Here is a 25,568-nt window from a genome sequence, read left to right on the forward strand (position 1 = left end):
TTCCCCGCGCCCCTAAGGGCGCCCCTGACGGGGCGCCTTCGGTGAGCGGAGTTTTCAGGGCGGCGGGGCGTCTGCGTGTGGAAAGTGATTGCGGTGGCACGCTTGGGGTCTGGCCTGTTGTGAATGTCTAGACCCCTGGAGCCCTGAACGTGGACCAGCTGGCCCTGTTGTTCGTGCTGTTGCTCGGGGCCGTCGTCAGCGTTCCGCTGGGGGACCGCTTCGGGCTTCCCTCGCCGGTGCTGATGACCCTGCTCGGGATCGTGCTGGCCGTCCTCGACTTCGTACCGAACGTGGACATCCCGCCCGACCTGATTCTGCCCGCGCTGCTTCCCCCACTGCTCTACGCCGCCGTACGGCGCACCTCCTGGCGGCAGTTCACCGCCAACAAACGGCCGATCTTCCTGCTCGCCGTGGCCCTGGTGTTCGTCACCACCGCCGTGGTCGCCGCGGTCGCCCACTCGATCGTGCCCGGCCTGCCGATCGCCGCAGCCGTGGCGCTCGGCGCGCTCGTGGCGCCGCCCGACCCGGTCGCCGCGACCGCCGTCGCGGGACAGCTCGGGCTGCCGCGCCGCCTGGTGTCGATCCTGGAGGGCGAGGGGCTGTTCAACGACGTGACGGCCATCGTGCTCTACCACGTGGCCATCGCCGCCGCGATCAGCGGCTCCTTCTCGGTACAGGGCGCGGCACTCGACTTCCTGCTGTCCGCCGTCGTCGCGGTCGCCGTGGGACTCGGGCTCGGCTGGGCCACGAACCGGCTGATGGACTCGCTCGGGGACCCGACGCTGCAGATCAGCCTGACCCTGCTCGTGCCGTACGCGTCCTACGTGCTGGCGGAGGAGCTGCACGGGTCCGGTGTGCTGGCGGTGCTGACCACGGCGCTGTTCCTGGCCGAGTACGCCAACAACGCCGACGACGTCATGACGAGGCTGGCCGGGCACACCTTCTGGAACATCGTCGACACGCTGGTCACCGGGGTGGCCTTCGGGCTCATCGGTCTTGAGCTGCACAACGCGATCCGGACGGCTTCGGGGCGTTGGGGGGAGATGCTCGGCTGGGCCGCCGTGATCGTGGGGGTCGTCGTGTTCGTACGGCTGCTGTGGTTGCTGCCGGCCACGTGGCTGACCAAGCGGTTGCACGCGAAGCGGGATCTCGACGAGGACATCCCGACGAGCTCGCGGGAGACCGTCGTCATGTGGTGGGCCGGGATGCGCGGGGTGGCGTCCGTGGCGCTGGCGCTGGCCATTCCGTTGGAGACGGAGAACGGGGAGCCGTTCCCCAACCGGGAAGAGATGATCTTCATCGCGTTCGGGGTGATCATGGTCACGCTCGTCGTGCAGGGGCTGACTCTGCCGTGGCTGGTGCGGAAGTTGGGTGTGCAGGCCGACACCGACAGCGAGAAGGAGTTCGAGAAGACGCTTGCCGTGCGGGCGGCCAAGGCGGCGAAGCAGCGGTTGCGGGAGCTGGGAGAGACGGAGGATCTGTCCGACGAGCTGACCGAGCAGTTGCTGCGGCGGGCGTTCGACATCGGGTACCGGATCAGTCCGGACCTGGGGGAGGACGAGCGGCGGGAGGCGCATGAGCAGCGGGCCCGGCGCATCAAGCTGGTGCGGCGGATCCAGGGGGAGATGCTGTCGGCTGCCCGGCATGAGGTGCTGGCTGCGCGCAGTGAGCCGGGGGCGAATCCGGAGGTCGTGGACCGGGTCCTACGACATCTGGATGTCCGCAGCCTGAAGTAGGCGGGGTTTTGGCGGCCGTGGGTGGGTGCGGGTCCGGTGGGGGCGTGCCTCAACGATCGCGCAGTTCCCCGCGCCCCTGTTTTCAGGGGCGCGGGGAACTGCGCGGCCAGCCCCCACCGGGGCCGCAGGCGAAGTGGTGCGGAGGGAGGGATCAGCCTCGGCCGGTGCGAGGGGGTTCCACCGCTCGGCCTCGGGACGACGCGCGGGGGCGATGGGGCTCCGCCCCGTTCGTGTGCGGGGCGGACCCCGGCGGAAGGATCGCGTCGGCCGTGTTGACGCGCGGCAGGGCGTACGGATGGTGCACGGTCAGCCAGCGCAGCATCTGCTCGCGGACGGTGACCCGCACCGTCCACACGTCGTCCGCGTCCTTCGCGGTGACGAGCGCGCGCACCTCCATCGTGCTGGGCGTGGAGTCGGTGACCGCGAGGCCGTAGTCGCGTCCGTCCCAGGCCGGGCATTCGCGCAGGATGTCGCGGAGCTTGTCGCGCATCTCCTCGACGGGCGCGCTGTGGTCCAGGTGGAAGAAGACCGTTCCGGTCATCTGCACCCCGCCGCGGGACCAGTTCTCGAACGGCTGCGACGTGAAGTACGACACCGGCATCGTGAACCGGCGCTCGTCCCAGGTGCGTACGGTCAGGAAGGTGAGCGTGATCTCGTCGACCGTGCCCCACTCCCCGTTCACCACCACCGTGTCCCCGAGCCGGACCATGTCGCCGAACGCGATCTGGAACCCGGCGAACATGTTGGCGAGAGTGGACTGCGCGGCCACACCGGCGACGATGCCGAGGATGCCGGCCGAGGCGAGCAGGGAGGCGCCGGCCGCGCGCATCGCGGGGAAGGTCAGCAGCATGGCGGCGACCGCCACGACACCGACGATCGCGGAGACGACGCGCTGGATCAGCGCCACCTGCGTACGGACCCGGCGGACCCGGGCGGGATCGCGGTGGGCGTGCGCGTAGCGGGAGTACGAGGACTCGACGATGGCCGTCGCGATCCGTACCAGCAGCCAGGCCGTGGAGCCGATGAGGACCAGGGTCAGGAGCTGGCCGACCCCCGCGGAGTGCTCCTTGGTGAGTTTGGCCTGGTCGTACGAGCCTCTCAGCAGGGCCGCACACATGACGAACTGCAGCGGAAGACGGCAGCGGCGCAGCAGGCCCCACAGCGGGACCTGGTGGTGGCGTTGATCGGCGCGTCGCAGCAGCAGGTCGACCAGCCAGCCGACGAGCAGCGTCACCACGAGCGAGCCGCCGATCACGATCAGCGGGCGAAGCACGTTCTCCATGCCTTCGACCGTAACCGGCCCATCGGGGTCACTAACCTGTGGGCCCGGTCATATCTGAGGTGATCGCGTTGTCAGTGGTGGCTGGCACCATGGGTTCATGAACATCATGCTCTTCCATTCGACCTTCGGTCTGCGGCCCGCGGTGCGGGACGCGGCGGACCGTCTGCGTGCGGCCGGACACGAGGTGTGGACGCCCGACCTCTTCGGGGGGCGCACCTTCGAGACCGTGGAGGAGGGCATGGCCTTCAAGGATGAGCTGGGCAAGGAGGAGCTGCTCAAGCGCGCCATCCTGGCCGCGGCGCCCTACTCGGAGCGGGGGCTCGTCTATGCCGGGTTCTCGCTGGGCGCGGCGACCGCGCAGACCCTGGCGCTCGGCGACGACAAGGCCCGCGGACTGCTGCTCCTGCACGGCACGTCCGACATCGCGGAGAGTGCCTCGGTGGACGAGCTGCCGGTCCAGCTGCATGTCGCCGAGCCGGACGCCTTCGAGCCCGACGACTGGCTGACGGCCTGGTATCTGCAGATGGGCAAGGCGGGGGCCGACGTGGAGATCTACAGATACGCGGGCGCCGGGCACCTCTACACCGACCCCGGGCTCCCGGACTACGACGAGGAGGCCGCCGAGGCCACCTGGCGGGTGGCACTCGGCTTCCTCGAATCGCTGTAGCCGTTCGGAACTCTGTAGCCGTTCAGAACTGTGGAGGCGTCAAGAGCTCTGTGGGGGCTCAGACCGGGTCGTACGTCCGCTCGACCTTCTGCGTGCCGCTGCGCGTGCGGTACGAACGGGCCCAGGACGCCGTCGCGTTCGCGGTCGTGCGGTCGGAGAGGACGTAGTAGTCCATCTGCGCCCGCTCGGCGGTGAGGTCGAGGACGCCGTAGCCGTGGCGGTCGGTGTCGACCCAGTGGACATGCCGGTTGGCGGCCCGGATCACCGGTGACGCCAGGGCCGAGACCGTGCCCTCGGGCACCTTGACGAGGTCGTCGAGGTTGTCGGAGGTCACCGAGGTGACGACGAACTCGGTGGCGGCGGAGGCCGACAGCGGATACGTACCGGCGTTGTACGGCACGTCGTTGGCCCAGGCCATGTGGATGTCGCCGGTGAGGAAGACCGTGTTGCGGATCGCGTTGTCCCGCAGGTGGGCGAGGAGTTCGCGGCGGTCGTCGGTGTAGCCGTCCCACTGGTCGGTGTTGAGGGCGAGGCCCTCCTTGGGCAGGCCGAGCAGTTCGGCGAGGGGCTTGAGGAGTTCGGCGGAGAGCGAGCCGATGGCGAAGGGGGCGATCATCACGGAGTTGCCGACCAGCCGCCAGCTGGTGTCGGAGGAACGCAGGCCGGCCTTCAGCCAGTCGAGCTGGGCCCGGCCGGTGAGCGTACGGTCCGGGTCGTCCACCGTGCCGTTGCCGACCTTGACCTGCTGCGAGCGGTAGGAGCGCAGGTCGAGCAGGGAGAGGTCGGCGAGTTTGCCGAAGCGCAGCCGCCGGTAGGTGGTGCCCTCGATCGCGGGGCGGACCGGCATCCACTCGAAGTAGGCCTGCTTGGCGGCGGCCTGGCGGGCGGACCAGGTGCCCTCGGCGCCCTCGGTGTGGTTCTCCGCGCCGCCCGACCAGGTGTCGTTGGCGAACTCGTGGTCGTCCCAGATCGCGATGACCGGAGCCACGGCGTGCAGGGCCCGGAGGTCCGGGTCGGTCTTGTAACGGCCGTGCCGGGTGCGGTAGTCGGCGAGGGTGACGATCTCGTGCGTGGGGGCGTGCGGGCGTACGACGGTGTCCCGCGTCGCGTACTCGCCGGTGCCGTACTCGTAGATGTAGTCGCCCAGGTGCAGCCAGGCGTCGAGGTCGCCGCGCGCGGCCAGGTGCCGGTAGGCGGAGAAGTAGCCGGCCTCCCAGTTGGCGCAGGACACCACCCCGAAGCGCATCCCGGCCACGGCCGCGTCATGGGCGGGGGCCGTGCGGGTGCGGGCGGCCGGTGAGTCGGCGGAGCCGCTGGAGAAGCGGAACCAGTAGTCGGTGGCGGGCCGCAGGCCGCGGATGTCCGCCTTTGACGGTGTGGTCGGACGCGGCGGTCGCCGTGGTGGAGCCCTGCGCGACGACCGTCGTGAACGCCTTGTCCGTGGCCACCGTCCAGCCGACCTCGACGTCCGGGCCGAGTCCGGAGCCGGGGGTCGCCTCGGCGGTGGGTGTCACCCGGGTCCACAGGAGGATGCCGTCCGGCAGCGGGTCGCCCGAGGCGACACCGTGCAGGAACGCGGGGGCCTCGGCGGCTCGGGCAGGCAGCGCGGCGGCGAGCGGGGCCCCGAGCACGGCGGTGGCCGCGGCCGCCTTGACCACCGTACGGCGGCTGGGGGCGGCGGAGTCGGGGCCGGCGGGGCTGGTGAGGGATCTGATGCGACTGGTCACGGCCGGTCACATTACTGATGGGTAGGGCTTTCTGTAAGGCGCACGACATGAAGGGCGGGCGAACGTGGAGGAGTTCGCCCGCCCTTCGGGAACGCGCTACCTGGTGTCGCGCTACTTGGTGACGCCCGCGTCCTTGAGCGCCTTCTGCCAGTCGGCGACCGAGCTCGGGTTCGTGATCACCTTGTCGTTGATCTTGATGGTCGGCGTCGAGTCGACACCCTTGGCGTCGTCGAAGGTCTTGCTCATCTTCATCGCCCAGGCGTCGTACGTGCCCTTGTTCACGGCGTCCTGGAACTTCTTGTTGTCCTTCAGCGCGTCCACCGTGTTCGCCACCTTGATCAGGTAGCTGTCCTTGGCGAGGTCGTCGGTCGTCTCCTCCGGGTGGTACTTCGTGGAGTAGAGCGCCGTCTTGTACTCCAGGAACGCCTCGGGGCTGACGTTCAGCGCGGCGCCGAGCGCGCTCACGCCGTTCTTCGAGCCCTCCCCGCCGAGGTTGCCGTCGAGGAACGTACCGAGGGTGAAGGAGAGCTTGTAGTCGCCGTCCGTCATGCCCTTGTTGACGGTCTCGCCGACCGTCTGCTCGAAGGACGCACAGGCCGGGCAGCGCGGGTCCTCGTAGAGGTGGACCGTGTTGTCGGTCTTCGACTCGCCGATGACGACGGTCGAACCGTTCTTGCCGCTGGTGTTGGCGGGGGCGACGACCTTCGCGTCGGCCGCCGCGTCCCACTTCGAGGGCTCGTTGTTCTGTACGACGGCGTAACCGATGCCGCCGGCTATCGCGAGGACCGCGACGATCGAACCGGCGACGATGACCTGCCGCTTGGCCTTGTCGCGCTTGGCCTGCCGCTCGCGCTCGATGCGCAGCCGCTCACGGGCCGCCGACTTCGAGGCCTGGCTGTTCCGCTTGCTCATGATGGGTTCTCCGTGGGTGTGACGGATGGACGGGGACTGGTGTGCTCAGGCGGTGACGGCCGAGCACGGCGGTCCACGCCGTCCCATCGAGTGCACGAAGAGCCGCGTACGCGTGGCGGCGACCCGGCGGGTGGGCCGCGGCAGCCGGCGCACCGGAGTGCGATGCACGGTCACCGCGGCGACCGCGACCAGCAGCGGGCGGAAGGTGGCGGCGGCCATCGCGTCCAGGAGCTGGGCCAGGGCCCGCTCGCCGCGGCGCAGCCAGGCGGCGGCGAGGAGGCCGACGCCGATGTGCGCGCCGAGCAGCAGCCAGGCGGCGCCCGGGTCGGCCTGCGCGAGCAGGGCCGCGGCGGGGGTCGTCTCGCCGCCCGTCACCCGGGCCAGCGGGGTACCGACCTCGCCGCCCCCGCAGAGCACGTCGAGACCGACCGAGCGCAGCGGGCCCGCGACCGGGCCGCCCGCCTTGCCGTAACAGGCGTGCTGGCCCGCGGTGAACAACGTGTCGGCGGCCAGTTCCAGCGGGATCAGCAGGGCGGCGATCCGTCCGAAGCCGCGCTCGCGGCCCGCCAGCGCGTACGCGACGACGAAGACGGCACCGGCGAGCGCGGCCACGGTGGCCAGCGGCAGGGGGACCCGGGACAGCAGCACGTGCGACGCGGTGCTGAGCGTCACGACCAGTGCCGTGAACAGCGCCGCGCGCACGGCTCTGAGCTGGGTCCCTGATATGTCCATGGTTCCGAAGAGTCTGTCACGTACTCCTGTAAGGGACCCCTAAAGGGATCCTGTGGGTGGTCGGGGCACGGCGGTCGCGGGCGCCTACAGCCCCGGGATCCGGCCGTTGCGGAACAGGTCCACGAAGATCTGGTGGTCCTCACGCGCGCGGGCGCCGTACTCGTGCGCGAAGTCCACCAGGAGGTCGCCGAAGTTCTCCTCGTCGCCCGCGATCGCCGCGTCGATGGCGCGCTCGGTGGAGAACGGCACCAGCTCCGAGTGGCCGCTCTCGTCGTCCGCGGCGGCGTGCATGGTGGCGGTGGACCGGCCGAGGTCGGCGACGACCGCCGCGATCTCCTCCGGGTCGTCGATGTCGCCCCAGTCCAGGTCCACCGCGTACGGCGAGACCTCGGCGACCAGCTGGCCCGCGCCGTCCAGCTCGGTCCAGCCCAGCCACGGGTCGGCGTGCGCCTGGAGGGCACGCTGGGAGATCACCGTGCGGTGGCCCTCGTGCTGGAAGTACTCACGGATCGAGGAGTCCGTGATGTGCCGCGAGACGGCCGGGGTCTGGGCCTGCTTGATGTAGATCACCACATCGTTCTCCAGGGCGTCGGTGGCACCCTCCAGAAGGATGTTGTACGAGGGCAGCCCGGCCGAGCCGATACCGATGCCGCGGCGGCCCACGACGTCCTTCACCCGGTAGGAGTCCGGGCGGTCCAGGGACGACTCGGGCAGCGTCTCCAGATAGCCGTCGAAGGCGGCCAGGACCTTGTAGCGGGTGGCCGCGTCCAGCTCGATGGAGCCGCCGCCCGGCGCGAAACGGCGCTCGAAGTCGCGGATCTCGGTCATCGAGTCGAGCAGCCCGAAGCGGGTCAGCGAGCGCGCGTCCCGCAGGGCGTCCAGCAGGGGCCCCTGGGCGGTGTCCAGCGTGAAGGGCGGCACCTCGTCGCTCTTGGCGCCCGTCGCGAGGGCGTGGATGCGCTCGCGGTAGGCCGCCGCGTACGTCCGGACCAGGGCGGTGATCTGCTCGTCGCTCAGCGCCTTCGCGTAGCCGATCAGGGCCACGGAGGCCGCGAGACGCTTGAGGTCCCAGGTGAACGGGCCGACGTACGCCTCGTCGAAGTCGTTCACGTTGAAGATCAGCCGGCCCTGGGCGTCCATGTACGTGCCGAAGTTCTCCGCGTGCAGGTCGCCGTGGATCCACACCCGGGAGGTGCGCTCGTCCAGGTAGGGACCGCCCCGCTTCTCCTGCTCCAGGTCGCGGTAGAAGAGCCCTGCCGTCCCGCGGTAGAACGCGAACGCCGAGGCCGCCATCTTCCGGAACTTCACGCGGAACGCGGCCGGATCGGCGGCCAGCAGATCGCCGAAGGCGGTATTGAAGACGGCGAGGATCTCTTCGCCGCGCTGCTCGGCGCTGAGCTGCGGAACCGACATCGCTGGGTGCCTCCTGGTGCAGGTGGTGCATGACGAGTGGGACGGAATGTGCGGTCCGCCGGAGCGGTTGTCTCCGTCATCCTCCAACGGACGGGTGTGCACAGGAGTGCCCGTTCACCGTCCGATGAAGGTACGTCCGAAGGTACGGGGGAGACGGCTCGGAGTGTCAGTGCTCAGGCATACACTTCGTGGCTGTCCCCCCAGACTGTCCGCAGCCGGTAGGGATCTCGTCGACGCCAGTTCTTCTTGGAGGCCGAAGCCGTGTCAAAGCCGCCGTTCACGCACCTGCACGTCCATACCCAGTACTCGCTGCTGGACGGTGCCGCGCGGCTGAAGGACATGTTCGACGCGTGCAACGAGATGGGCATGTCGCACATCGCGATGTCCGACCACGGCAACCTCCACGGGGCGTACGACTTCTTCCACTCGGCCAAGAAGGCGGGCGTCACCCCGATCATCGGCATCGAGGCGTACGTCGCCCCCGAGTCGCGGCGCAACAAGCGCAAGATCAAATGGGGCCAGCCGCACCAGAAGCGCGACGACGTCTCCGGTTCCGGTGGTTACACCCACAAGACGATCTGGGCGGCGAACAGCACGGGCCTGCACAACCTCTTCAAGCTGTCCTCGGACGCGTACGCGGAGGGCTGGCTGCAGAAGTGGCCCCGCATGGACAAGGAGACCATCTCCCAGTGGTCCGAGGGTCTGATCGCCTCCACGGGCTGCCCCTCCGGCGAGCTGCAGACCCGGCTGCGCCTCGGCCAGTTCGACGAGGCGGTGAAGGCGGCCTCCGAGTACCAGGACATCTTCGGCAAGGACCGGTACTTCCTGGAGCTGATGGACCACGGCATCGAGATCGAGAGCCGGGTCCGTGAAGACCTCCTGCGCGTCGGCAAGAAGCTGGGCATCCCGCCCCTGGTGACGAACGACTCGCACTACACGTACGCCCACGAGGCGACCGCCCACGACGCGCTGCTGTGCATCCAGACCGGCAAGAACCTCTCCGACCCGGACCGCTTCCGCTTCGACGGCACCGGTTACTACCTGAAGTCGACGGACGAGATGTACGCCGTGGACTCCTCGGACGCCTGGCAGGAAGGGTGCGCGAACACCCTCCTGGTGGCCGAGCAGATCGACACGACCGGCATGTTCGAGGCGAAGAACCTCATGCCGAAGTTCGACATCCCCGAGGGCTTCACCGAGGTCACCTGGTTCCAGGAGGAGGTGCGCCGCGGCATGGAGCGCCGCTTCCCCGGCGGCGTCCCCGACGACCGCCAGAAGCAGGCCGAGTACGAGATGGACGTCATCATCCAGATGGGGTTCCCGGGGTACTTCCTCGTCGTCGCCGACTTCATCATGTGGGCCAAGAAGCAGGGCATCGCGGTCGGCCCCGGCCGAGGCTCCGCGGCCGGTTCGATCGTGTCGTACGCCATGGGCATCACCGACCTCGACCCGATCCCGCACGGACTGATCTTCGAGCGGTTCCTGAACCCCGAGCGCGTCTCCATGCCCGACGTCGACATCGACTTCGACGAGCGTCGGCGCGTCGAGGTGATCAGGTACGTGACGGAGAAGTACGGCGCCGACAAGGTCGCCATGATCGGCACGTACGGCAAGATCAAGGCGAAGAACGCCATCAAGGACTCCGCGCGCGTGCTGGGCTACCCGTACGCGATGGGCGACCGGCTCACCAAGGCGATGCCCGCCGACGTCCTCGGCAAGGGCATCGACCTGAACGGCATCACCGACGCCAAGCACCCGCGCTACGGCGAGGCCGGCGAGATCCGGGGGATGTACGAGAACGAGCCGGACGTCAAGAAGGTCATCGACACCGCCAAGGGCGTCGAGGGCCTGGTCCGGCAGATGGGTGTGCACGCGGCCGGCGTGATCATGTCCAGCGAGCCCATCGTCGACCACGCCCCGCTCTGGACGCGCCACACCGACGGCGTCACGATCACCCAGTGGGACTACCCGCAGTGCGAGTCGCTCGGCCTGCTCAAGATGGACTTCCTGGGCCTGCGCAACCTCACGATCATGGACGACGCCATCAAGATGGTGAAGGCCAACAAGGGCATCGACCTGGAGATGCTCTCCCTGCCGCTGGACGACCCCAAGACCTTCGAACTGCTCTGCCGCGGCGACACCCTCGGCGTCTTCCAGTTCGACGGCGGCCCGATGCGCTCGCTGCTCCGCCAGATGCAGCCCGACAACTTCGAGGACATCTCCGCCGTCTCGGCCCTCTACCGGCCGGGCCCGATGGGCATGAACTCGCACATCAACTACGCGGAGCGCAAGAACAAGCGCCAGGAGATCACGCCGATCCACAAGGAGCTGGAGGAGCCGCTCGAAGAGGTCCTGGCGGTCACCTACGGCCTGATCGTCTACCAGGAGCAGGTCCAGAAGGCCGCCCAGATCATCGCCGGGTACTCGCTCGGCGAGGCCGACATCCTGCGCCGCGTGATGGGCAAGAAGAAGCCCGACGAGCTGGCCAAGAACTTCGTCCTCTTCCAGGAGGGCGCCCAGAAGAACGGCTACAGCGCCGAGGCGATCCAGGCCCTGTGGGACGTACTGGTCCCGTTCGCCGGATACGCGTTCAACAAGGCCCACTCGGCCGCGTACGGACTCGTGTCGTACTGGACCGGCTATCTGAAGGCGAACTACCCGGCCGAGTACATGGCCGCGCTGCTCACCTCGGTCAAGGACGACAAGGACAAGTCGGCGGTCTACCTCAACGAGTGCCGGCGCATGAAGATCAAGGTCCTGCCGCCGAACGTCAACGAATCGGAGCAGAACTTCGCCGCGCAGGGCGACGACGTGATCCTCTTCGGCCTCTCCGCCGTCCGCAACGTCGGTACGAACGTCGTCGAGTCGATCATCCGCAGCCGCAAGGCCAAGGGGAAGTACGGCTCGTTCCCCGACTACCTCGACAAGGTCGAGGCCGCCGCCTGCAACAAGCGCACCACGGAATCCCTCATCAAGGCCGGCGCCTTCGACACGATGGGGCACACCCGCAAGGGCCTCACCGCGCACTTCGAGCCGATGATCGACAACGTGGTCGCGGTGAAGAGGAAGGAAGCCGAGGGGCAGTTCGACCTCTTCGGCGGCATGGGCGAGGCGGACAACACCGAGCCCGGCTTCGGACTCGACGTGGAGTTCACCACCGACGAGTGGGACAAGGCCTATCTGCTCGCCCAGGAGCGGGAGATGCTCGGCCTGTACGTCTCCGACCACCCGCTCTTCGGCCTGGAGCACGTGCTGTCCGACAAGGCCGACGCGGGCATCGCCCAGCTCACCGGCGGTGAGCACGGGGACGGCGCGGTCGTCACCATCGGCGGCATCATCTCCGGCCTCCAGCGCAAGATGACCAAGCAGGGCAACGCCTGGGCCATCGCCACCGTGGAGGACCTCGCCGGTTCCATCGAGTGCATGTTCTTCCCGGCCACGTACCAGCTGGTGTCGACGCAACTCGTCGAGGACGCCGTGGTGTTCGTCAAGGGACGCCTCGACAAGCGCGAGGACGTCCCGCGGCTCGTCGCGATGGAGCTCCAGGTCCCGGACCTCTCCAACGCGGGCACCAACGCGCCCGTGATCCTCACCATCCCGGCCCTGAAGATCACCCCGCCCATGGTCAGCAGGCTCGGCGAGATCCTCAGCCACCACCGGGGCGAGAGCGAGGTGCGGATCCGGCTGCAGGGCCCGAGCAAGACCACGGTCCTGCGGCTCGACCGGCACCGGGTGAAGGCGGATCCCGCCCTGTTCGGCGACCTGAAGGTGCTGCTGGGCCCGGCCTGCCTGGCAGTCACCGGCTGACGGCTCACCGGGGCCCGGACCCCGGGTCCCCCCGGCCTCCCGACCGCCGCGAGGGGCGCACCCGTACACGGGTGCGCCCCTCGGCGTGTGCCTGGGCCGCAAGGGCCCGTGCGCTCGGCTCAGTTGTGGCCGAAACGCTTCTGGTGCTTACGGGCGACATCGGCGGGGCTGCCCTGGATCTGCGACACCGGCGACTGCCGCTCCGGTGCCGACGACCGCTCGGACTGCTCCTGCGCGCGCTCCGGCTGCGACGAGCGGTCCTGTTCGCCGCCCTGCTTACGGTTCTTGTTCTTGGCCATGGTGCTGCCTCCTACGGGGTTTTCAGGGGCCAGGGCCGGGACCAGACTCACATAGGCTGACGAGTCACGCATTTCGGAGAATTACCGTGCGTAATAAGGCCTGTGGGCGCGTGACATCCCGATCCGCCACGCCGAAGATCGAGTTCCGGCCGTTAACCTCCGCGTGGTCGGGCAGACTCGAAGGAAGCCCGAAGCAAACCTCCCGGAAAGAGGGTGGATCGCGTGGACCGCTGCATCGTCCTGGTGGACGCCGGTTATCTGCTCGGGGCCGCTGCCAGTCTCCTCGCCGGGGAACCCTCGCGATCCCGGATCACCGTGGACCACGCCGCCCTCATCCAGGGGCTGCGCGAGCGCGCCGAGTCCGAGACGGATCGGCCCCTGCTGCGCATCTACTGGTTCGACGGCGCCCCCGACCGCGTACCGCAGCCGGAACACCGCAGGCTGCGGGTGATGCCCCGGGTCACCGTGCGGCTCGGCGCGCTGACCCGCAGCGACGGGCGGTGGGCGCAGAAGGGCGTCGACGCCGCCATGCACGCCGAGCTGACGGAACTGGCGCGCAACCGGGCCTGCTCCGACGTCGTGCTCGTCACCGGCGACGGCGATCTGCTGCCCGGCATGATGGCCGCCAAGGAACACGGGGTCGCCGTGCACCTGTGGGCCGTACAGGCCGCGGACGGGGACTACAACCAGTCCGAGGACCTCGTCGCCGAGGCCGACGAGCGGCGCGTGCTCGACCGGATCTGGATCACCAAGGCCGTCCGGGCCAAGGAACTCGGCGGGGTCTGCGCGCCGCCCCCCGTGCCGCGGCCCGAGATCGCCGCGATCCTCTCCGCGCCGCTGCCCGAGTCCGCGCTGGGCGCCGGGCTGGGCTCCGCGCCGTCTTCCGCACTGGGCTCCGCCGGTGAGCGGGTCGTGGGGGAGCGGGCCGGGGCCGACGCCGAGCACACACAGGCCGGGCCGGGCGAGAACGGCACGGAGGCGCGGGTGCCGGCCACGAAGGGTGTGCCCACACCGAAGGACCTGGCCGCGCTGCGGGCGCCCGGACCGGCCGGTGCGCCCGGCGGGGCCGCGGCGCAGCATCCCGCGAACGCGACGCTGCGCTGGTCGTCCGACAAGGGGTGGGTGGACCGGCCGGGCGCCGCCGCCCCGGAGAACGCGGACGCCGCGCAGCTGCCCACGCTCGCGCAGCTCACCTCGGCGGAGCAGCGGTGGGCCGACCGGGAGGAGGACATCACCACGGTCGGTGGTGATCCGTTCGAGGTCGGGCAGGTGTTCGCGCGGCGGTGGATGGAGCGGTTGGCCGACCCTACGCAGTTGCCGAAGCTGTCCACGATGTATCCGCGGGTGCCGCATCGCATCGACGGGGAGCTGTTGCGGTACGCGGCGCGGTTCGGGCTGCTCGCGCACAAGGACGATCAGATCGATGAGCACGACCGGTATGCGATCCGGGCGGGGTTCTGGCGGGAGATCGATGTGCGGACCGCTACGGAGCATGCTCCCGCAGGGGAGTAGGTGAGGGTCGCTTGTCGGGTGCGGGCCGGTGGGGGCCGGTCGCGCAGTTCCCCGCGCCCCTTGGGACGGGCTGCGCCCTGTCCCCGCGTCGCGTCTGCGGGTTCGGTGGGGGCTGGTCGCGCAGTTCCCCGCGCCCCTCAGGGGCACTTCGTGCGCCCCTGGCGTCCGTCTCTGGCAGGGTTTGCCCTCCCCGCGCGTCGTTCGGGGGGTGGGACCCCGTAGTCTCGGGTCTCGTGAGTACGCGCACCGCACAGGCAGTCCGGGACGGGCACGGTGGGGATGTCGTGTGTGCCGTGCGGGATCTTACGAAGACGTATCCGGCGGTGCGCGGCCGGCGCGGGCAGCCCGCGACCCCCGAGGTACGGGCCACCGACGGCGTCCGCATCGACATCCGGGAGGGCGAGATCTTCGGGCTGCTCGGACCGAACGGCGCCGGCAAGACCACCCTCGTACGCCAGCTGACCGGGCTGATGCGCCCCGACCGCGGCAGCGTCGAGATCCTCGGGCACGACATCGTGCGCCACCCCGAGCGGGCGTCGCGGATCCTCGCGTACCTCGGGCAGGAGTCCACCGCGCTCGACGAGTTGACCGTGTCGCTCGCCGCGGAGACCACCGGCCGGCTGCGCGGGCTCGACGTGCGCAGCGCGCGTGCCGAGCGGGACGCGGTCCTGGAAGAGCTGGGGCTCACCGCGCTCGCCTCGCGGCCCCTGAAGAAGCTCTCCGGCGGACAGCGGCGGCTCGCCTGCTTCGCCACCACCCTCGTCGGCGCACGGCCCTTCCTCGTCCTCGACGAGCCCACCACCGGGATGGACCCCGTCGCCCGCCGGGCCGTCTGGAGCGCCGTCGACCGGCGCCGGGCCGAGCACGCCACGACGGTCCTGCTGGTCACCCACAACGTCATCGAGGCGGAGACCGTCCTCGACCGGGTCGCCGTGCTCGACCGGGGCCGGGTCATCGCCTGCGACACCCCCTCCGGCCTCAAGGAACAGGTCGCCGGCGAGGTGCGGCTCGAACTCGTCTGGCGCGAGCGCGCCCCGCTCGACGTACCGGAAGTCGCGGCCCTGCGCGACCGCGCCGTAGAGTCGGGCCGTCGCTGGTCGCTGCGGCTCTCTCCCGAGGAGGCCCGCGCGGCCGTCGCGGCGGTCACCGGCGGCGCCGCCTTCGCGGCCCTGGACGACTTCACGCTCGCCACACCGAGCCTGGAGGACGTGTATCTGGCGCTGGGCGGCAGCGCCGGAAGCGTACGGGGGTTGGTCAAGGCATGAGCATGCGGGCCCCCGCAACCGTACGGAACAGGTACAGGACGACAGCCGAAGCGAACAGGAGCCGCTCGACGTGAGTGTCGTACCCGCCGAGGTCCTGCCCGGCGCAGCCCGTACGGACGGGAGCCGGACCGGTCATGGCGCGGACACCGAGGACGGTGCCCGTGCCACAGCCGCGCTCGGGCCGCGCGCGCGGCTGTGGCCGGCGCTGGCCGCCGTCTACCGGGCACAGCTCTCCCGGGCCAGGGTGGCGCGGATCCCGCTGCTGTTCGTGGCGACCTTCCAGTCGATCGGGATCATGGTCCTGATGCGCGGGGTCGTCGACGGCGGCGGCGAGGCACGCGCCGTGGTCGCCGGTTCGTCGGTCCTCGTGGTCGCGTTCGTCGCGCTCAACCTGCTCGCCCAGTACTTCGGCCAGCTGCGCGCAAGCGGCGGTCTCGACCACTACGCGACCCTGCCCGTACCGCCCGCCGCCGTCGTGCTCGGCGCCGCCGCCGCGTACGCCTCCTTCACCGTGCCGGGAACACTCGTCACCGCCGTCGTGGGCAGCGTCCTCTTCCAGCTGCCGCTGACGCACCTGTGGATCCTCGTCGCCGTCATCCCGCTCGCGGGCGCGGCGCTCGCCGGGCTCGGCGCGGCGCTCGGACTCCTCGCGCCCCGCCCCGAACTGGCCACCCTGCTCGGCCAGTTGGGCATGTCCGCCGCGCTGCTGCTCGGCGTGCTGCCGCCGGACCGGCTGCCGACGTTCGTGCAGTGGGCGCGCGATCTGATGCCCTCCACCTACGGGGTCGAGGCGCTCGGGCTGACCTTCGGCCCCGACCCGGACTGGGGTCTCGTACTGCTCGACCTCGCCGTGTGCGCGGGCGTCGGCGTCGCCTCGCTGGCCGTCGCGACCTGGGCCTACCGCCGGGCGGCCGTCCGGTGACGCGCCCGACAGGCGGGCCTGGCACGATGTCGGTGTGACCGCACCGCTGAACCCGCCTCCGCCGCCGCACCACCAGCCGCCGCACGACGCCTGGCAGGCGCCGCCCGCCGGGTACGGGCTCGGTCATCCCGGTTTCGAGGAGGACGGTCCCGGAATGAAGACAGAGCTGCGCGAGGCCGCGATCGTCACGGTCGCGATGGCGGTCGGCGGGCTTCTGCTCGGTGTCCTGTGGTGGTGGCTGGCACCGCACGTGCCGCTGGTCTCGGACGACACCACCGTCTACCTCGCGGACACGGAGGGGGAGCAGGCCATCGGCGTGGACGGAACGTTCACTCTGCTGGCGCTCGGCCTCGGTCTGGTCAGCGCGCTGGCGGTGTTCCTGCTGCGGCGCCGGGGCGGTATCGCGCTCGTCGTCGCCCTCACCGTCGGCGGTGTCCTCGGCTCCCTGGTGGCATGGCGCCTGGGCATCTGGCTCGGCCCCACCCAGGACGTGGTCGCGCACGCGAAGGAGGCCGGCAAGGGCGTCCGCTTCGACGCCCCGCTGGAACTCGGCGCGAAGGGCGCGATGCTGGCCTGGTCGGTCTCGGCCCTGCTGGTCCACCTGGGCCTGACCGCCCTCTTCGCCCCCAGGGACCCGGACCCCTTCGAGACCCGGTCCCCGTACTACCCACAGCCCCCGCAGGCCTGACGGCCACCCAGGGCGGGGCAGCCCCGCAGGGGCGCCCCGAGGGGCGCGGGGAACTGCGCGGCCGGCCACGACGCACCCGCGGCCGACGCACAACCTCGAAGCGGAGCGTTCACGCGGGCCGGCGCCCATGATTCGCCCGCCCCTTACGGATACGCCACTTCCGCTTACGCGTCTTCTTCGACATGTCCTCGGTACTTAACCGAGAACCCGGCCCCCGTCGAGAGGCCGCGCACGCCTGGCGAGAGGCCGCAGGCCGGTGAGAGGGTCAGCCCCGCCCGACGGCGGCCACCACCGCGCCGGTGAGCCGCGCGAGGTCGTCGGGGGCCAGTTCGACCTCCAGCCCCCGCCGTCCCGCGGAGACGCAGATCGTGGCGTGTCCGCCCGCGGACGCGTCCAGCACCGTACGGAGCCGCTTGCGCTGCCCGAGCGGCGAGATGCCCCCGCGGACGTATCCCGTGGTGCGTTCCGCGGCGGCCGGATCGGCCATCGCGGCCCGTTTGCCGCCCACCGCCGCCGCCAGCGCCTTCAGGTCGAGGGAACCCGCCACGGGCACGACGGCCACGGTCAGGTCGCCGTCGACGTCCGCGACCAGCGTCTTGAAGACCCGGTCCGGGGACACGCCCATGGCCTCGGCCGCCTCCTCCCCGTACGAGGGGTGCGCCGGGTCGTGCTCGTAGGCGTGGACCGTGAAATCGACCCCGGCCGCGGCGAGCGCCACGGTCGCCGGCGTCCCGCCCGCCTGCTGCTGCTTCTTCGCCTTCTTGGCCAAGGGACGTTCCTTCAGTTGAGGCTCGTCGGCCCGCGCGTCAGCTCCGACGCGGGCAGCGAGGGCAGATTGCGGATGATCGCGGTCTCCGCCCGCAGCAGCGTCAGCTCCTCGCGCAGCCGGGCCGCCGTGTCCGGTGCCTGGAGCAGTCGCTGCTTCGCCGGGACGTCCAGCATCGCCGCCGCCGCGACCAGGTAGGAGACGACGGACGGCTCGTCGGGGAGGTCGGCCCCGGTGGCGAGCGACCGCTCCCGCGCGCCCGCCAGCCGTTTCTGGTACTGCCGGAAGGCCCGCAGCACCCCTTCCGCCAGCGCTCCGGCCTCTTCGCCGGGCTCCTCGGGCAGTTCTTCGAGGTCGGCCGTCAGATAGGCCCCGGAGGCGTCCACGGAGGCCAGCCGTACCCGGGTCGTCCCGGTGGCCAGTACCTCGAAGCTGCCGTCGGCCCGCTCCCGGATCGTCGCCGCGTCGGCGACGCAGCCCACCGCGTGGAAGGCCTTCAGCGGTTCGTCGCCGAAGCCGGCCGAGGGCCCGCGCTGGGGTACGGCCGTCTGGTCGGGCATACCGGGCGAAGTGGCCGCGACCTCGTGGCCGTCGCGGATGGCGACGACGGCGAACCGGCGCGGTTCGTCCTCGGGGGTCTTGAGCAGATCGCGCATCATCGCGCGATAGCGCTCCTCGAAGATGTTCAGCGGCAGGACGAGCCCGGGAAACAGCACCGAGTTCAGGGGGAAGAGTGGGAGCCGGACGGTGGTCACGACGGGAAAGCCTAATGGTCACCGGAGGACATACGTCCGCCGTGCTCACTCCGTGGATGCGGAAGATCCCCGTTCCGTGTCCGCAGGGGCCGGTCCGAGGCCACCTGGATCCGTATCCCGTCGCGCAGTTCGAGGAACTGGCCCAGCGGATCGTCCGAGACCCGGTCCCAGGGAAACGAGGTGGCGTACGGGCCGATGCGGCGCAGTTGTTCCAGCGCGTCCTCCCAGCGTTCCAGCCTGACCAGCACATAGGTGAGCAGATTGCGGACCTCCGCGGGCCACGGGTCGGCGTCCCGGTACTCGGCGGAGAGGGCGATCGCCAGGTCGGCCGCCGAGTCGAGGCGTTCGCGGCCGACGGCGGCCCCGCCGCCCTCGGTCAGATACGCGAAGGCGGCCCGTACGGGCAGGGCCTGGACCAGGGAGCCGGGCAGGGCGTCGTGGGCGGCGCGCTCGGCGAAGTCGAAGCACTCGCGGTGCGAGCCGTACCAGGCGGCGGACAGGTACTGCAGGGCGGCCACATGGCAGCCGTAGTGGTGCGGGGAGCGGCGCACGGCCTGCGCCCACAGCTGCTCGAACTCGGTGTGCGGCGCGTTCGAGCCCCGGGCGTGGTCCAGCGCGATCCGCCACGGCACGGGGTCGCGCGGGGCGCCCTCGGCGGCGGCGGAGATCAGCGGTCCGACCTGGCGCAGCAGTTCGGCGCGGGCCGGTGACCGCCAGCTCCGGCAGACCGCGAGCTCGGCCTTGACCAGGGCCGCGTCCGGGTCGTGCGGGGCGGCGGAGCGCCAGTCGTCGAACCACTCGCCGCGGGAGAGGGCGAAGGCCGCGAGGCGGGTCGCGTACCGGTCCCGGTTCTCCCACTCGGCGGACTCGCGGGTGGTGGACAGGAGCTTGCCGGCCGGTCCGTACTCGCCGCGGCCCGCCGCGACCAGGGCCGGGCCGAGCCGCTCGTCGGGGGCGTCGAGCAGTACCTCGTCGTCGTCGGGCAGACCGGCGGCGAGACTCGAAGTGTTCCGCGCCATCCGGACCGTACGGAGGAGCGCTCGCAGCAGTGCCATGGTGGGTCCATTGAAAACCGCAGGTCGGACCCGTACCAGGGGGTGTGCGGTGACGCTTTCGTAACCGTGGTTTGGTTGCGTGAGGATTGGTCAAGGGGCGGTAAAAGGTGACTGTTGCTCAGGTGTCGGGCGGCTGTGCGGCGCCCGTGCGGAGGAGCCGCCCACCTCGTGCGAAAGCTGCCGCCCACCGCGTGCGAAAGCCGTCGCCCGGCCGTCGGTCAGCCCCTGCGCAGTGTGCGGGTCGCGCCCGCCGCGACCGTCGTCGCCAGGACCCAGCCCAGCAGGATCACCGCCGCGGCCAGCCACTGCCAGCCGCCGCGCAGCTGCCAGTAGCCGGCCTGGCCGAGGTCGATGAGCGGCAGCAGCAGGTCCAGGGCGAAGATCGACGGGTTCCACGGCGGATGTTCGCCGCTCTTGAGCGGCGGATGGGCGGCGTGCGCGAAGGCGAAGGAGGTCACCGCCCACAGCACGGCCATCCAGATGGCCGCACGCCCCGGCCGGTACCCGTAGGCGACTGTCCAGTCCTGTACGTACCCCCACAGCTTGGCCGCGATCGGCAGGTTCTCGCGGCGGTGGCGCTGCTTGGCGAGCAGCACCTCGCGCGCCTCCTCGTCCTCACCGCCGTTGCGCAGCACGGTCGCCAGCCGTTCGTACGGCTCCGGGCTGTACTCGGGAGTGGCCGCGGCCACCCACTGCAGGCGCCGGGCCAGTGGGAACGGGCCGCGCGGCACGAGGTACTCGTACTGGAAGCCGCCCATCTGCAGCTGGCCCGCGCCCGGCCAGCTGGTCGCCTGGTCGATGAGCGTGACCACCCGCGCCCCGTTCAGCACGACCCGCCCGCGCTGCGGACGCCGGCCGAGGAACCGCAGCTCGGGCACCTGGACGCGGCGCAGCGAGATCTCCTGGTCGTCGCGCAGGGTGAGGCGGGCCTGCTCGAAGTCCACCGCGTCGCCGAACCGGCCGTCGTCGAGCCGGATTCCGCCCTCGCACTCGAACCGCTGCACGCGGGTGCCCCGGGCGGGCGTCCGGCCGCTGGTCAGCACGGGGTCGCCGACGCCCGCGGGCGTCAGGTACATGGTGCGCTCGACGGTCAGCTGCGGTGCGTTCAGCGCCCGGCGCCCGTACGGATTGGCCAGCCGGCTGCCGCGCAGGCTGAGCGAGACGCCGACCTTCGCGCCGCGCAGGCTCAGCTCGCCGTGCGACTCCATCATCTCGGCCTGCAGATCCTGCCCGATGGTCATCCCGTCGCCGACGAGGGAGTTGTCGCGCCGGTCCCGGTAGATCACCGCCTGGTTGAGCAGCAGGTCCGTGCCTATGTGCGCGTCGGTGAGCCGCACGCCGTTGTGGAAGCGGCAGCGCGGCAGATGCAGATCGCCCTCGGTGTGCAGCCGGGCCGCCTCCAGGCGCGGTATCGCGCAGTCCACCAGCCGCAGCGTCGTGAACCGGGACTCCGGCAGCAGGATCTCCTTCTCGAAGCGGCAGCCCTTCATCTCGACGTACGGCTCGACGGTGCCGCCCGCCAGATCGAGCGGGTCGACGATCCGCACCCCGGACAGCTTGAGGGAGGCCACCCGGCCGTCCAGCGCGGGCGGGCCGTTCAGCAGCAGCCAGCACACGATCCTGGCCCGTACCGTGCGCTCCGGGCCCCAGGGATGGCCACCGTGCGGATCGTCGGCGACGGTGTCCCCGGCCCGCAGGTCGTACACGCTGCCGTTGCGGAACGCCTGCCACATGCCCGCCTCGGCCGCGCTCAGGTCGTCGGGCAGTTCGCCGACGCGCAGGCCGGCCCCATCGGTCACGATTTTCTCTCACTCCTCAGTTACTCGCGGGTTCGTTCAGCCGTCCCTGTGATGCCCGCTGAGTCGGCGCCTGAACGCCGAGAGTGACGATGGTCGCTCTCAGTGACTGACGGGGGCCGGATCCAGCCATCCGCCCACCGATGTTCCGCGACGCGTATCAGCGATTGATACAGCCGTCCGACGCTCGACGGCCGTCTGAGAGAATTAGCTACGTGATCTCTCGAATCGATCTGCGTGGCGACGCCCTCCCCGAGGGCCCCGCCCTGCGCGACCTGCTGCCCCGAGCCGACTTCGACGTCTCGGCCGCCCTGGAGAAGGTGCGTCCGATCTGCGAGGCCGTGCATCATCGGGGCGACGCGGCGCTGATCGACTACGCGGAGAAGTTCGACGGCGTCCGCCTGGAGTCCGTACGGGTTCCCGCGCAGGCCCTCACGGACGCGCTCGACCAGCTCGATCCGGACGTGCGCGCGGCCCTGGAGGAGTCGATCCGCCGCGCCCGCATCGTCCACCGCGAGCAGCGCCGCTCCACCCACACCACCCAGGTGGTCCCTGGCGGCTCGGTCACCGAGAAGTGGGTGCCCGTCGACCGCGTCGGGCTGTACGCGCCCGGCGGCCGGTCCGTCTACCCGTCGTCCGTGATCATGAACGTGGTCCCGGCGCAGGAAGCCGGCGTCGGGTCGATCGCGCTCGCCTCGCCCGCCCAGGCCGACTTCGGCGGCCTGCCGCACCCGACGATCCTGGCCGCCTGCGCGCTGCTCGGCGTCGACGAGGTGTACGCGGCAGGCGGCGCGACCGCCGTGGCGATGTTCGCGTACGGCACCGAGTCCTGCCCGCCCGCCAACATGGTCACCGGCCCCGGCAACATCTGGGTCGCCGCCGCCAAGCGCTACTTCGCGGGCCGGATCGGCATCGACGCGGAAGCCGGTCCGACCGAGATCGCGGTCCTCGCCGACGAGAGCGCCGACCCGGTGCACGTCGCCTCCGACCTGATCAGCCAGGCCGAGCACGACCCGCTCGCCGCCGCCGTCCTCGTCACCGACTCCCTCGCGCTGGCCGACGCGGTCGCCAAGGAACTGGAACCGCAGGTCGCCGCCACCAAGCACATCGAGGACCGGATCGTCCCGGCACTCGGCGGCAGGCAGTCCGCGATCGTGCTGGTCGACGGGGTCGAGGAGGGACTACGGGTGGTCAACGCCTACGGCGCCGAGCACCTGGAGATCCAGACGGCCGACGCGCACGCGGTCGCCGACCGGGTCACCAACGCCGGCGCGGTCTTCGTCGGACCCTGGGCGCCCGTCTCCCTCGGCGACTACGCGGCCGGCTCCAACCACGTCCTGCCGACCGGCGGCTGCGCCTGCCACTCCTCGGGCCTGTCCGTCCAGTCGTTCCTGCGGGGCATCCACATCGTCGACTACACGCGCGACGCGCTGGCCGAGGTCGCCCACCACGTGGTGACGCTCGCCGAGGCGGAGGACCTCCCCGCCCACGGCGCCGCGGTCAAGGCGCGGTTCGGCTGGAAGGTGCCCGGCAAGTGAGTACTCTCGGCGGTTCCTCCGACAGCTCCATCGGCAGTTCCATCGGTAGCTCGTCCGGCAGCACTTCCGGCAGCTCCTTCGGTATAGAAGACCTGCCCGTCCGTGACGAGCTGCGCGGCAAGTCCCCGTACGGTGCCCCGCAGCTCGACGTGCCCGTACGGCTCAACACCAACGAGAATCCGTACCCGCTGCCCGAACCGCTCGTCGAGCGGATCACCGAGCGGGTGCGCGAGGCCGCGCGCCACCTCAACCGCTACCCCGACCGGGACGCGGTGGAGCTGCGCACCGAACTGGCCGCCTATCTGACGAAGACCGGCAGGCACGTGGTCGGCGTCGAGAACGTGTGGGCGGCCAACGGCTCGAACGAGGTCATCCAGCAACTGCTGCAGACCTTCGGCGGGCCCGGCCGCACCGCGATCGGCTTCGAGCCCTCGTACTCGATGCACGGGCTCATTTCGCGCGGCACGGGCACGGGCTGGATCTCCGGCCCCCGCAACGACGACTTCACGATCGACGCGGTCGCCGCCGCCGAGGCCATCGCCGAGCACCGGCCCGACGTCGTGTTCATCACCACCCCCAACAACCCCACCGGCAACGCGGTACCGCCCGCCACGGTCCTCGCGCTGTACGAGGCGGCGCAGACGGCCAGGGCCGGCACCGGCGGCGCGATGGTCGTCGTAGACGAGGCCTACGTCGAGTTCAGTCACGGTGAGTCACTGCTGCCGCTGCTCGAAGATCGGCCGAATCTCGTCGTCTCGCGCACCATGTCCAAGGCGTTCGGCGCGGCCGGGCTGCGCCTCGGCTATCTCGCCGCCCACCCGGCGGTCGTGGACGCCGTCCAGCTCGTACGGCTGCCGTACCACCTGTCGGCCGTCACCCAGGCGACCGCGCTGGCCGCCCTGGAGCACACCGACACCCTGCTCGGGTACGTGGAGCAGCTGAAGACCGAGCGTGACCGGCTGGTGGCCGAGCTGCGCGCGCTGGGCTTCGAGGTGACCGAGTCCGACGCCAACTTCGTCCAGTTCGGACGGTTCGACGGCGCGGCCGGCTCGCACGAGGCCTGGCGGCTGATCCTCGACCAGGGTGTCCTGGTCCGGGACAACGGCGTACCGGGGTGGCTGCGGGTCACCGCCGGCACCCCCGCCGAGAACGACGCGTTCCTCGCCGCGGTCCGTGCACTGCCGCGTGAATTGCAGACATCCGTGCCCGTGGGGGACACCCCCGCACCCCCGAAGGAGCAGAGCGCATGAGCCGCGTAGGCCGTGTCGAACGGATCACCAAGGAGACCTCCGTCGTCGTCGAGATCGACCTCGACGGCAGCGGAAAGGTCGATGTGTCGACAGGCGTCGGCTTCTACGACCACATGCTCGACCAGCTCGGCCGGCACGGTCTGTTCGACCTGACCGTGAAGACCGAGGGCGACCTGCACATCGACTCGCACCACACCATCGAGGACACCGCCCTCGCCCTGGGCGGCGCCTTCAAGCAGGCGCTCGGCGACAAGGTCGGCATCTACCGCTTCGGCAACTGCACCGTCCCGCTGGACGAGTCGCTCGCCCAGGTCACCGTCGACCTCTCCGGCCGCCCCTACCTCGTGCACACCGAGCCCGAGAAGATGGCGCCGATGATCGGCGAGTACGACACGACGATGACCCGGCACATCCTGGAGTCCTTCGTCGCCCAGGCGCAGATCGCCCTGCACGTGCACGTGCCGTACGGGCGCAACGCCCACCACATCGTGGAGTGCCAGTTCAAGGCGCTCGCCCGTGCCCTGCGGTACGCCTCCGAGCGCGACCCGCGCGCGGCGGGCATCCTTCCCTCCACGAAGGGCGCCCTGTAAGCCATGAGTGGCCTCTCCACCGTCCTCATCGTCGTCGGGCTCTTCCTGCTCGGCGGCGTCTACTCCTTCGTCAAACAGCAGATGCCCAAGAGCCTGATCATCCTGCTGTCCATCGGCGCGGCCATGTGCCTCGTGGCCGGTGTGGTCCGCCTGGAGGTGTGGAATTGAGTACCCCCGACAGCCCCTCGGGCACCCCTTCGGGCACGTCTTCGGGCACCCCTGCGAAGCGAGTGGTCGTCTTTGACTACGGCTTCGGGAACGTGCGGTCCGCCGAACGCGCCCTCGCGCGCGCGGGCGCCGACGTCGAGATCACCCGCGACTACGACAAGGCCATGGCCGCGGACGGGCTGCTGGTGCCGGGTGTCGGCGCCTTCGCCGCCTGCATGAAGGGCCTGCGGGACGCGCGTGGCGACTGGATCGTCGGCCGCCGCCTCGCCGGCGGGCGCCCCGTCCTGGGCATCTGCGTCGGTATGCAGATCCTCTTCGAGCGCGGCATCGAACACGGCGTCGAGACCGAGGGCCTCGACGAGTGGCCCGGCTCGGTCGAGCCGCTGCAGGCCGACATCGTGCCCCACATGGGCTGGAACACCGTCGAGGCACCGGCCGGCACGAAGCTCTTCGCCGGCCTCGACGCCGACGCGCGCTTCTACTTCGTGCACTCGTACGCCGTCCACGACTGGGCCCTGGAGACCGCGAACCCGGCGATGCGCTCCCCGCTCGTCACCTGGTCCACGCACGGCAAGCCCTTCGTGGCGGCCGTCGAGAACGGCGCCCTGTGGGCCACCCAGTTCCACCCCGAGAAGTCCGGCGACGCCGGAGCCCAGCTGCTCACCAACTGGATCGGAACCCTGTAGAC

General features: G+C 70.8%; 21 protein-coding genes and 1 pseudogene. 12 read left to right on the forward strand and 10 right to left on the reverse strand.

Features of this window, described 5'->3' with window-relative positions:
* Positions 1 to 149 precede the first annotated feature (149 nt).
* Positions 150 to 1,736 carry a Na+/H+ antiporter gene (locus C6Y14_RS16740; protein ID WP_107017500.1) on the forward strand — a complete coding sequence of 529 codons (1,587 nt, stop codon included), beginning with the start codon at positions 150 to 152 and terminating at the stop codon, positions 1,734 to 1,736.
* A gap of 151 nt (positions 1,737 to 1,887) precedes the next feature.
* Here C6Y14_RS16740 and C6Y14_RS16745 read toward each other — a convergent pair whose 3' ends face one another.
* A complete protein-coding gene (locus C6Y14_RS16745; RefSeq protein ID WP_107017501.1) occupies positions 1,888 to 3,018 on the reverse strand; it encodes a mechanosensitive ion channel family protein in 1,131 nt (376 codons plus the stop codon).
* Positions 3,019 to 3,115: 97 nt separating this feature from the next.
* On the opposite strand from C6Y14_RS16745, the gene C6Y14_RS16750 reads away from it, so the two are divergent.
* On the forward strand, positions 3,116 to 3,685 hold the full coding sequence (locus C6Y14_RS16750; protein ID WP_107017502.1) for a dienelactone hydrolase family protein: 570 nt from the start codon (positions 3,116 to 3,118) through the stop codon (positions 3,683 to 3,685).
* Positions 3,686 to 3,743: 58 nt separating this feature from the next.
* Here the strand turns inward: C6Y14_RS16750 and C6Y14_RS16755 are convergent.
* From C6Y14_RS16755 to C6Y14_RS16770, 4 genes and pseudogenes are all read right to left on the reverse strand, one after another.
* Positions 3,744 to 5,412 (reverse strand): annotated as a pseudogene (locus C6Y14_RS16755) (alkaline phosphatase D family protein).
* A gap of 111 nt (positions 5,413 to 5,523) precedes the next feature.
* Entirely contained in the window at positions 5,524 to 6,324 is an 801-nt protein-coding gene (locus tag C6Y14_RS16760; RefSeq protein WP_107017503.1) for a DsbA family protein, read from the reverse strand.
* Between the two features lie 45 nt (positions 6,325 to 6,369).
* Complete coding sequence (locus C6Y14_RS16765; RefSeq protein ID WP_107017504.1) at positions 6,370 to 7,056, reverse strand: hypothetical protein; 687 nt, start codon at positions 7,054 to 7,056, stop codon at positions 6,370 to 6,372.
* A gap of 84 nt (positions 7,057 to 7,140) precedes the next feature.
* Positions 7,141 to 8,469, reverse strand: a complete 1,329-nt coding sequence (locus C6Y14_RS16770; protein ID WP_107017505.1) for a DUF2252 domain-containing protein — start codon at positions 8,467 to 8,469, stop codon at positions 7,141 to 7,143.
* Positions 8,470 to 8,730: 261 nt separating this feature from the next.
* On the opposite strand from C6Y14_RS16770, the gene dnaE reads away from it, so the two are divergent.
* Positions 8,731 to 12,276: a DNA polymerase III subunit alpha gene (gene dnaE / locus C6Y14_RS16775; RefSeq protein WP_107017810.1), complete on the forward strand. Its 3,546-nt coding sequence runs from the start codon at positions 8,731 to 8,733 to the stop codon at positions 12,274 to 12,276.
* A 119-nt stretch (positions 12,277 to 12,395) separates the two neighbouring features.
* On the opposite strand, the gene C6Y14_RS16780 is transcribed toward dnaE, so the two are convergent.
* Positions 12,396 to 12,575 (reverse strand): hypothetical protein, encoded by a 180-nt coding sequence (locus C6Y14_RS16780; protein ID WP_107017506.1) that lies wholly within the window; start codon positions 12,573 to 12,575, stop codon positions 12,396 to 12,398.
* Positions 12,576 to 12,797: 222 nt separating this feature from the next.
* On the opposite strand from C6Y14_RS16780, the gene C6Y14_RS16785 reads away from it, so the two are divergent.
* The 4 genes from C6Y14_RS16785 to C6Y14_RS16800 all read left to right on the forward strand — a co-directional run bounded on the left by C6Y14_RS16785 (position 12,798) and on the right by C6Y14_RS16800 (position 16,962).
* Positions 12,798 to 14,087 carry an NYN domain-containing protein gene (locus C6Y14_RS16785; protein ID WP_107017507.1) on the forward strand — a complete coding sequence of 430 codons (1,290 nt, stop codon included), beginning with the start codon at positions 12,798 to 12,800 and terminating at the stop codon, positions 14,085 to 14,087.
* A gap of 233 nt (positions 14,088 to 14,320) precedes the next feature.
* Entirely contained in the window at positions 14,321 to 15,352 is a 1,032-nt protein-coding gene (locus C6Y14_RS16790) for an ABC transporter ATP-binding protein (protein ID WP_199854760.1), read from the forward strand.
* Between the two features lie 70 nt (positions 15,353 to 15,422).
* The gene (locus tag C6Y14_RS16795; RefSeq protein ID WP_107017509.1) at positions 15,423 to 16,274 is read left to right on the forward strand and encodes an ABC transporter permease; all 852 of its coding nucleotides are present in this window, start codon (positions 15,423 to 15,425) and stop codon (positions 16,272 to 16,274) included.
* Positions 16,275 to 16,308: 34 nt separating this feature from the next.
* Complete coding sequence (locus C6Y14_RS16800) at positions 16,309 to 16,962, forward strand: AAA family ATPase (protein WP_107017510.1); 654 nt, start codon at positions 16,309 to 16,311, stop codon at positions 16,960 to 16,962.
* 265 nt (positions 16,963 to 17,227) lie between these two features.
* Here C6Y14_RS16800 and ybaK read toward each other — a convergent pair whose 3' ends face one another.
* The 4 genes from ybaK to C6Y14_RS16820 form a co-directional block, all read right to left on the reverse strand.
* Positions 17,228 to 17,731, reverse strand: coding sequence for a Cys-tRNA(Pro) deacylase (gene ybaK / locus C6Y14_RS16805; RefSeq protein WP_107017511.1), 504 nt, complete (start codon positions 17,729 to 17,731; stop codon positions 17,228 to 17,230).
* A gap of 11 nt (positions 17,732 to 17,742) precedes the next feature.
* The gene (locus C6Y14_RS16810) at positions 17,743 to 18,483 is read right to left on the reverse strand and encodes an LON peptidase substrate-binding domain-containing protein (protein WP_107017512.1); all 741 of its coding nucleotides are present in this window, start codon (positions 18,481 to 18,483) and stop codon (positions 17,743 to 17,745) included.
* 11 nt (positions 18,484 to 18,494) lie between these two features.
* The gene (locus C6Y14_RS16815; RefSeq protein ID WP_107017513.1) at positions 18,495 to 19,538 is read right to left on the reverse strand and encodes a hypothetical protein; all 1,044 of its coding nucleotides are present in this window, start codon (positions 19,536 to 19,538) and stop codon (positions 18,495 to 18,497) included.
* A 218-nt stretch (positions 19,539 to 19,756) separates the two neighbouring features.
* Positions 19,757 to 21,337, reverse strand: a complete 1,581-nt coding sequence (locus C6Y14_RS16820; protein WP_107017514.1) for an oxidoreductase — start codon at positions 21,335 to 21,337, stop codon at positions 19,757 to 19,759.
* A 212-nt stretch (positions 21,338 to 21,549) separates the two neighbouring features.
* On the opposite strand from C6Y14_RS16820, the gene hisD reads away from it, so the two are divergent.
* Genes hisD through hisH form a run of 5 tightly spaced genes read left to right on the forward strand, consistent with a single transcriptional unit; the run spans position 21,550 to position 25,566 of the window.
* The gene (gene hisD / locus C6Y14_RS16825) at positions 21,550 to 22,872 is read left to right on the forward strand and encodes a histidinol dehydrogenase (RefSeq protein ID WP_107017515.1); all 1,323 of its coding nucleotides are present in this window, start codon (positions 21,550 to 21,552) and stop codon (positions 22,870 to 22,872) included.
* Between the two features lie 41 nt (positions 22,873 to 22,913).
* Positions 22,914 to 24,122 (forward strand): histidinol-phosphate transaminase, encoded by a 1,209-nt coding sequence (locus tag C6Y14_RS16830; protein WP_107017811.1) that lies wholly within the window; start codon positions 22,914 to 22,916, stop codon positions 24,120 to 24,122.
* Positions 24,119 to 24,712 (forward strand): imidazoleglycerol-phosphate dehydratase HisB, encoded by a 594-nt coding sequence (gene hisB, locus C6Y14_RS16835; RefSeq protein ID WP_107017516.1) that lies wholly within the window; start codon positions 24,119 to 24,121, stop codon positions 24,710 to 24,712. Before C6Y14_RS16830 ends, hisB begins: the two co-directional genes overlap by 4 nt.
* Positions 24,713 to 24,715: 3 nt before the next feature.
* Complete coding sequence (locus C6Y14_RS44540) at positions 24,716 to 24,880, forward strand: hypothetical protein (RefSeq protein WP_189769981.1); 165 nt, start codon at positions 24,716 to 24,718, stop codon at positions 24,878 to 24,880.
* A complete protein-coding gene (gene hisH / locus C6Y14_RS16840) occupies positions 24,877 to 25,566 on the forward strand; it encodes an imidazole glycerol phosphate synthase subunit HisH (RefSeq protein WP_107017517.1) in 690 nt (229 codons plus the stop codon). Before C6Y14_RS44540 ends, hisH begins: the two co-directional genes overlap by 4 nt.
* Positions 25,567 to 25,568: the final 2 nt, after the last annotated feature.

Origin of the sequence: Streptomyces dioscori (assembly GCF_003024195.1) — a bacterium.
Classification (GTDB): domain Bacteria; phylum Actinomycetota; class Actinomycetes; order Streptomycetales; family Streptomycetaceae; genus Streptomyces; species Streptomyces dioscori.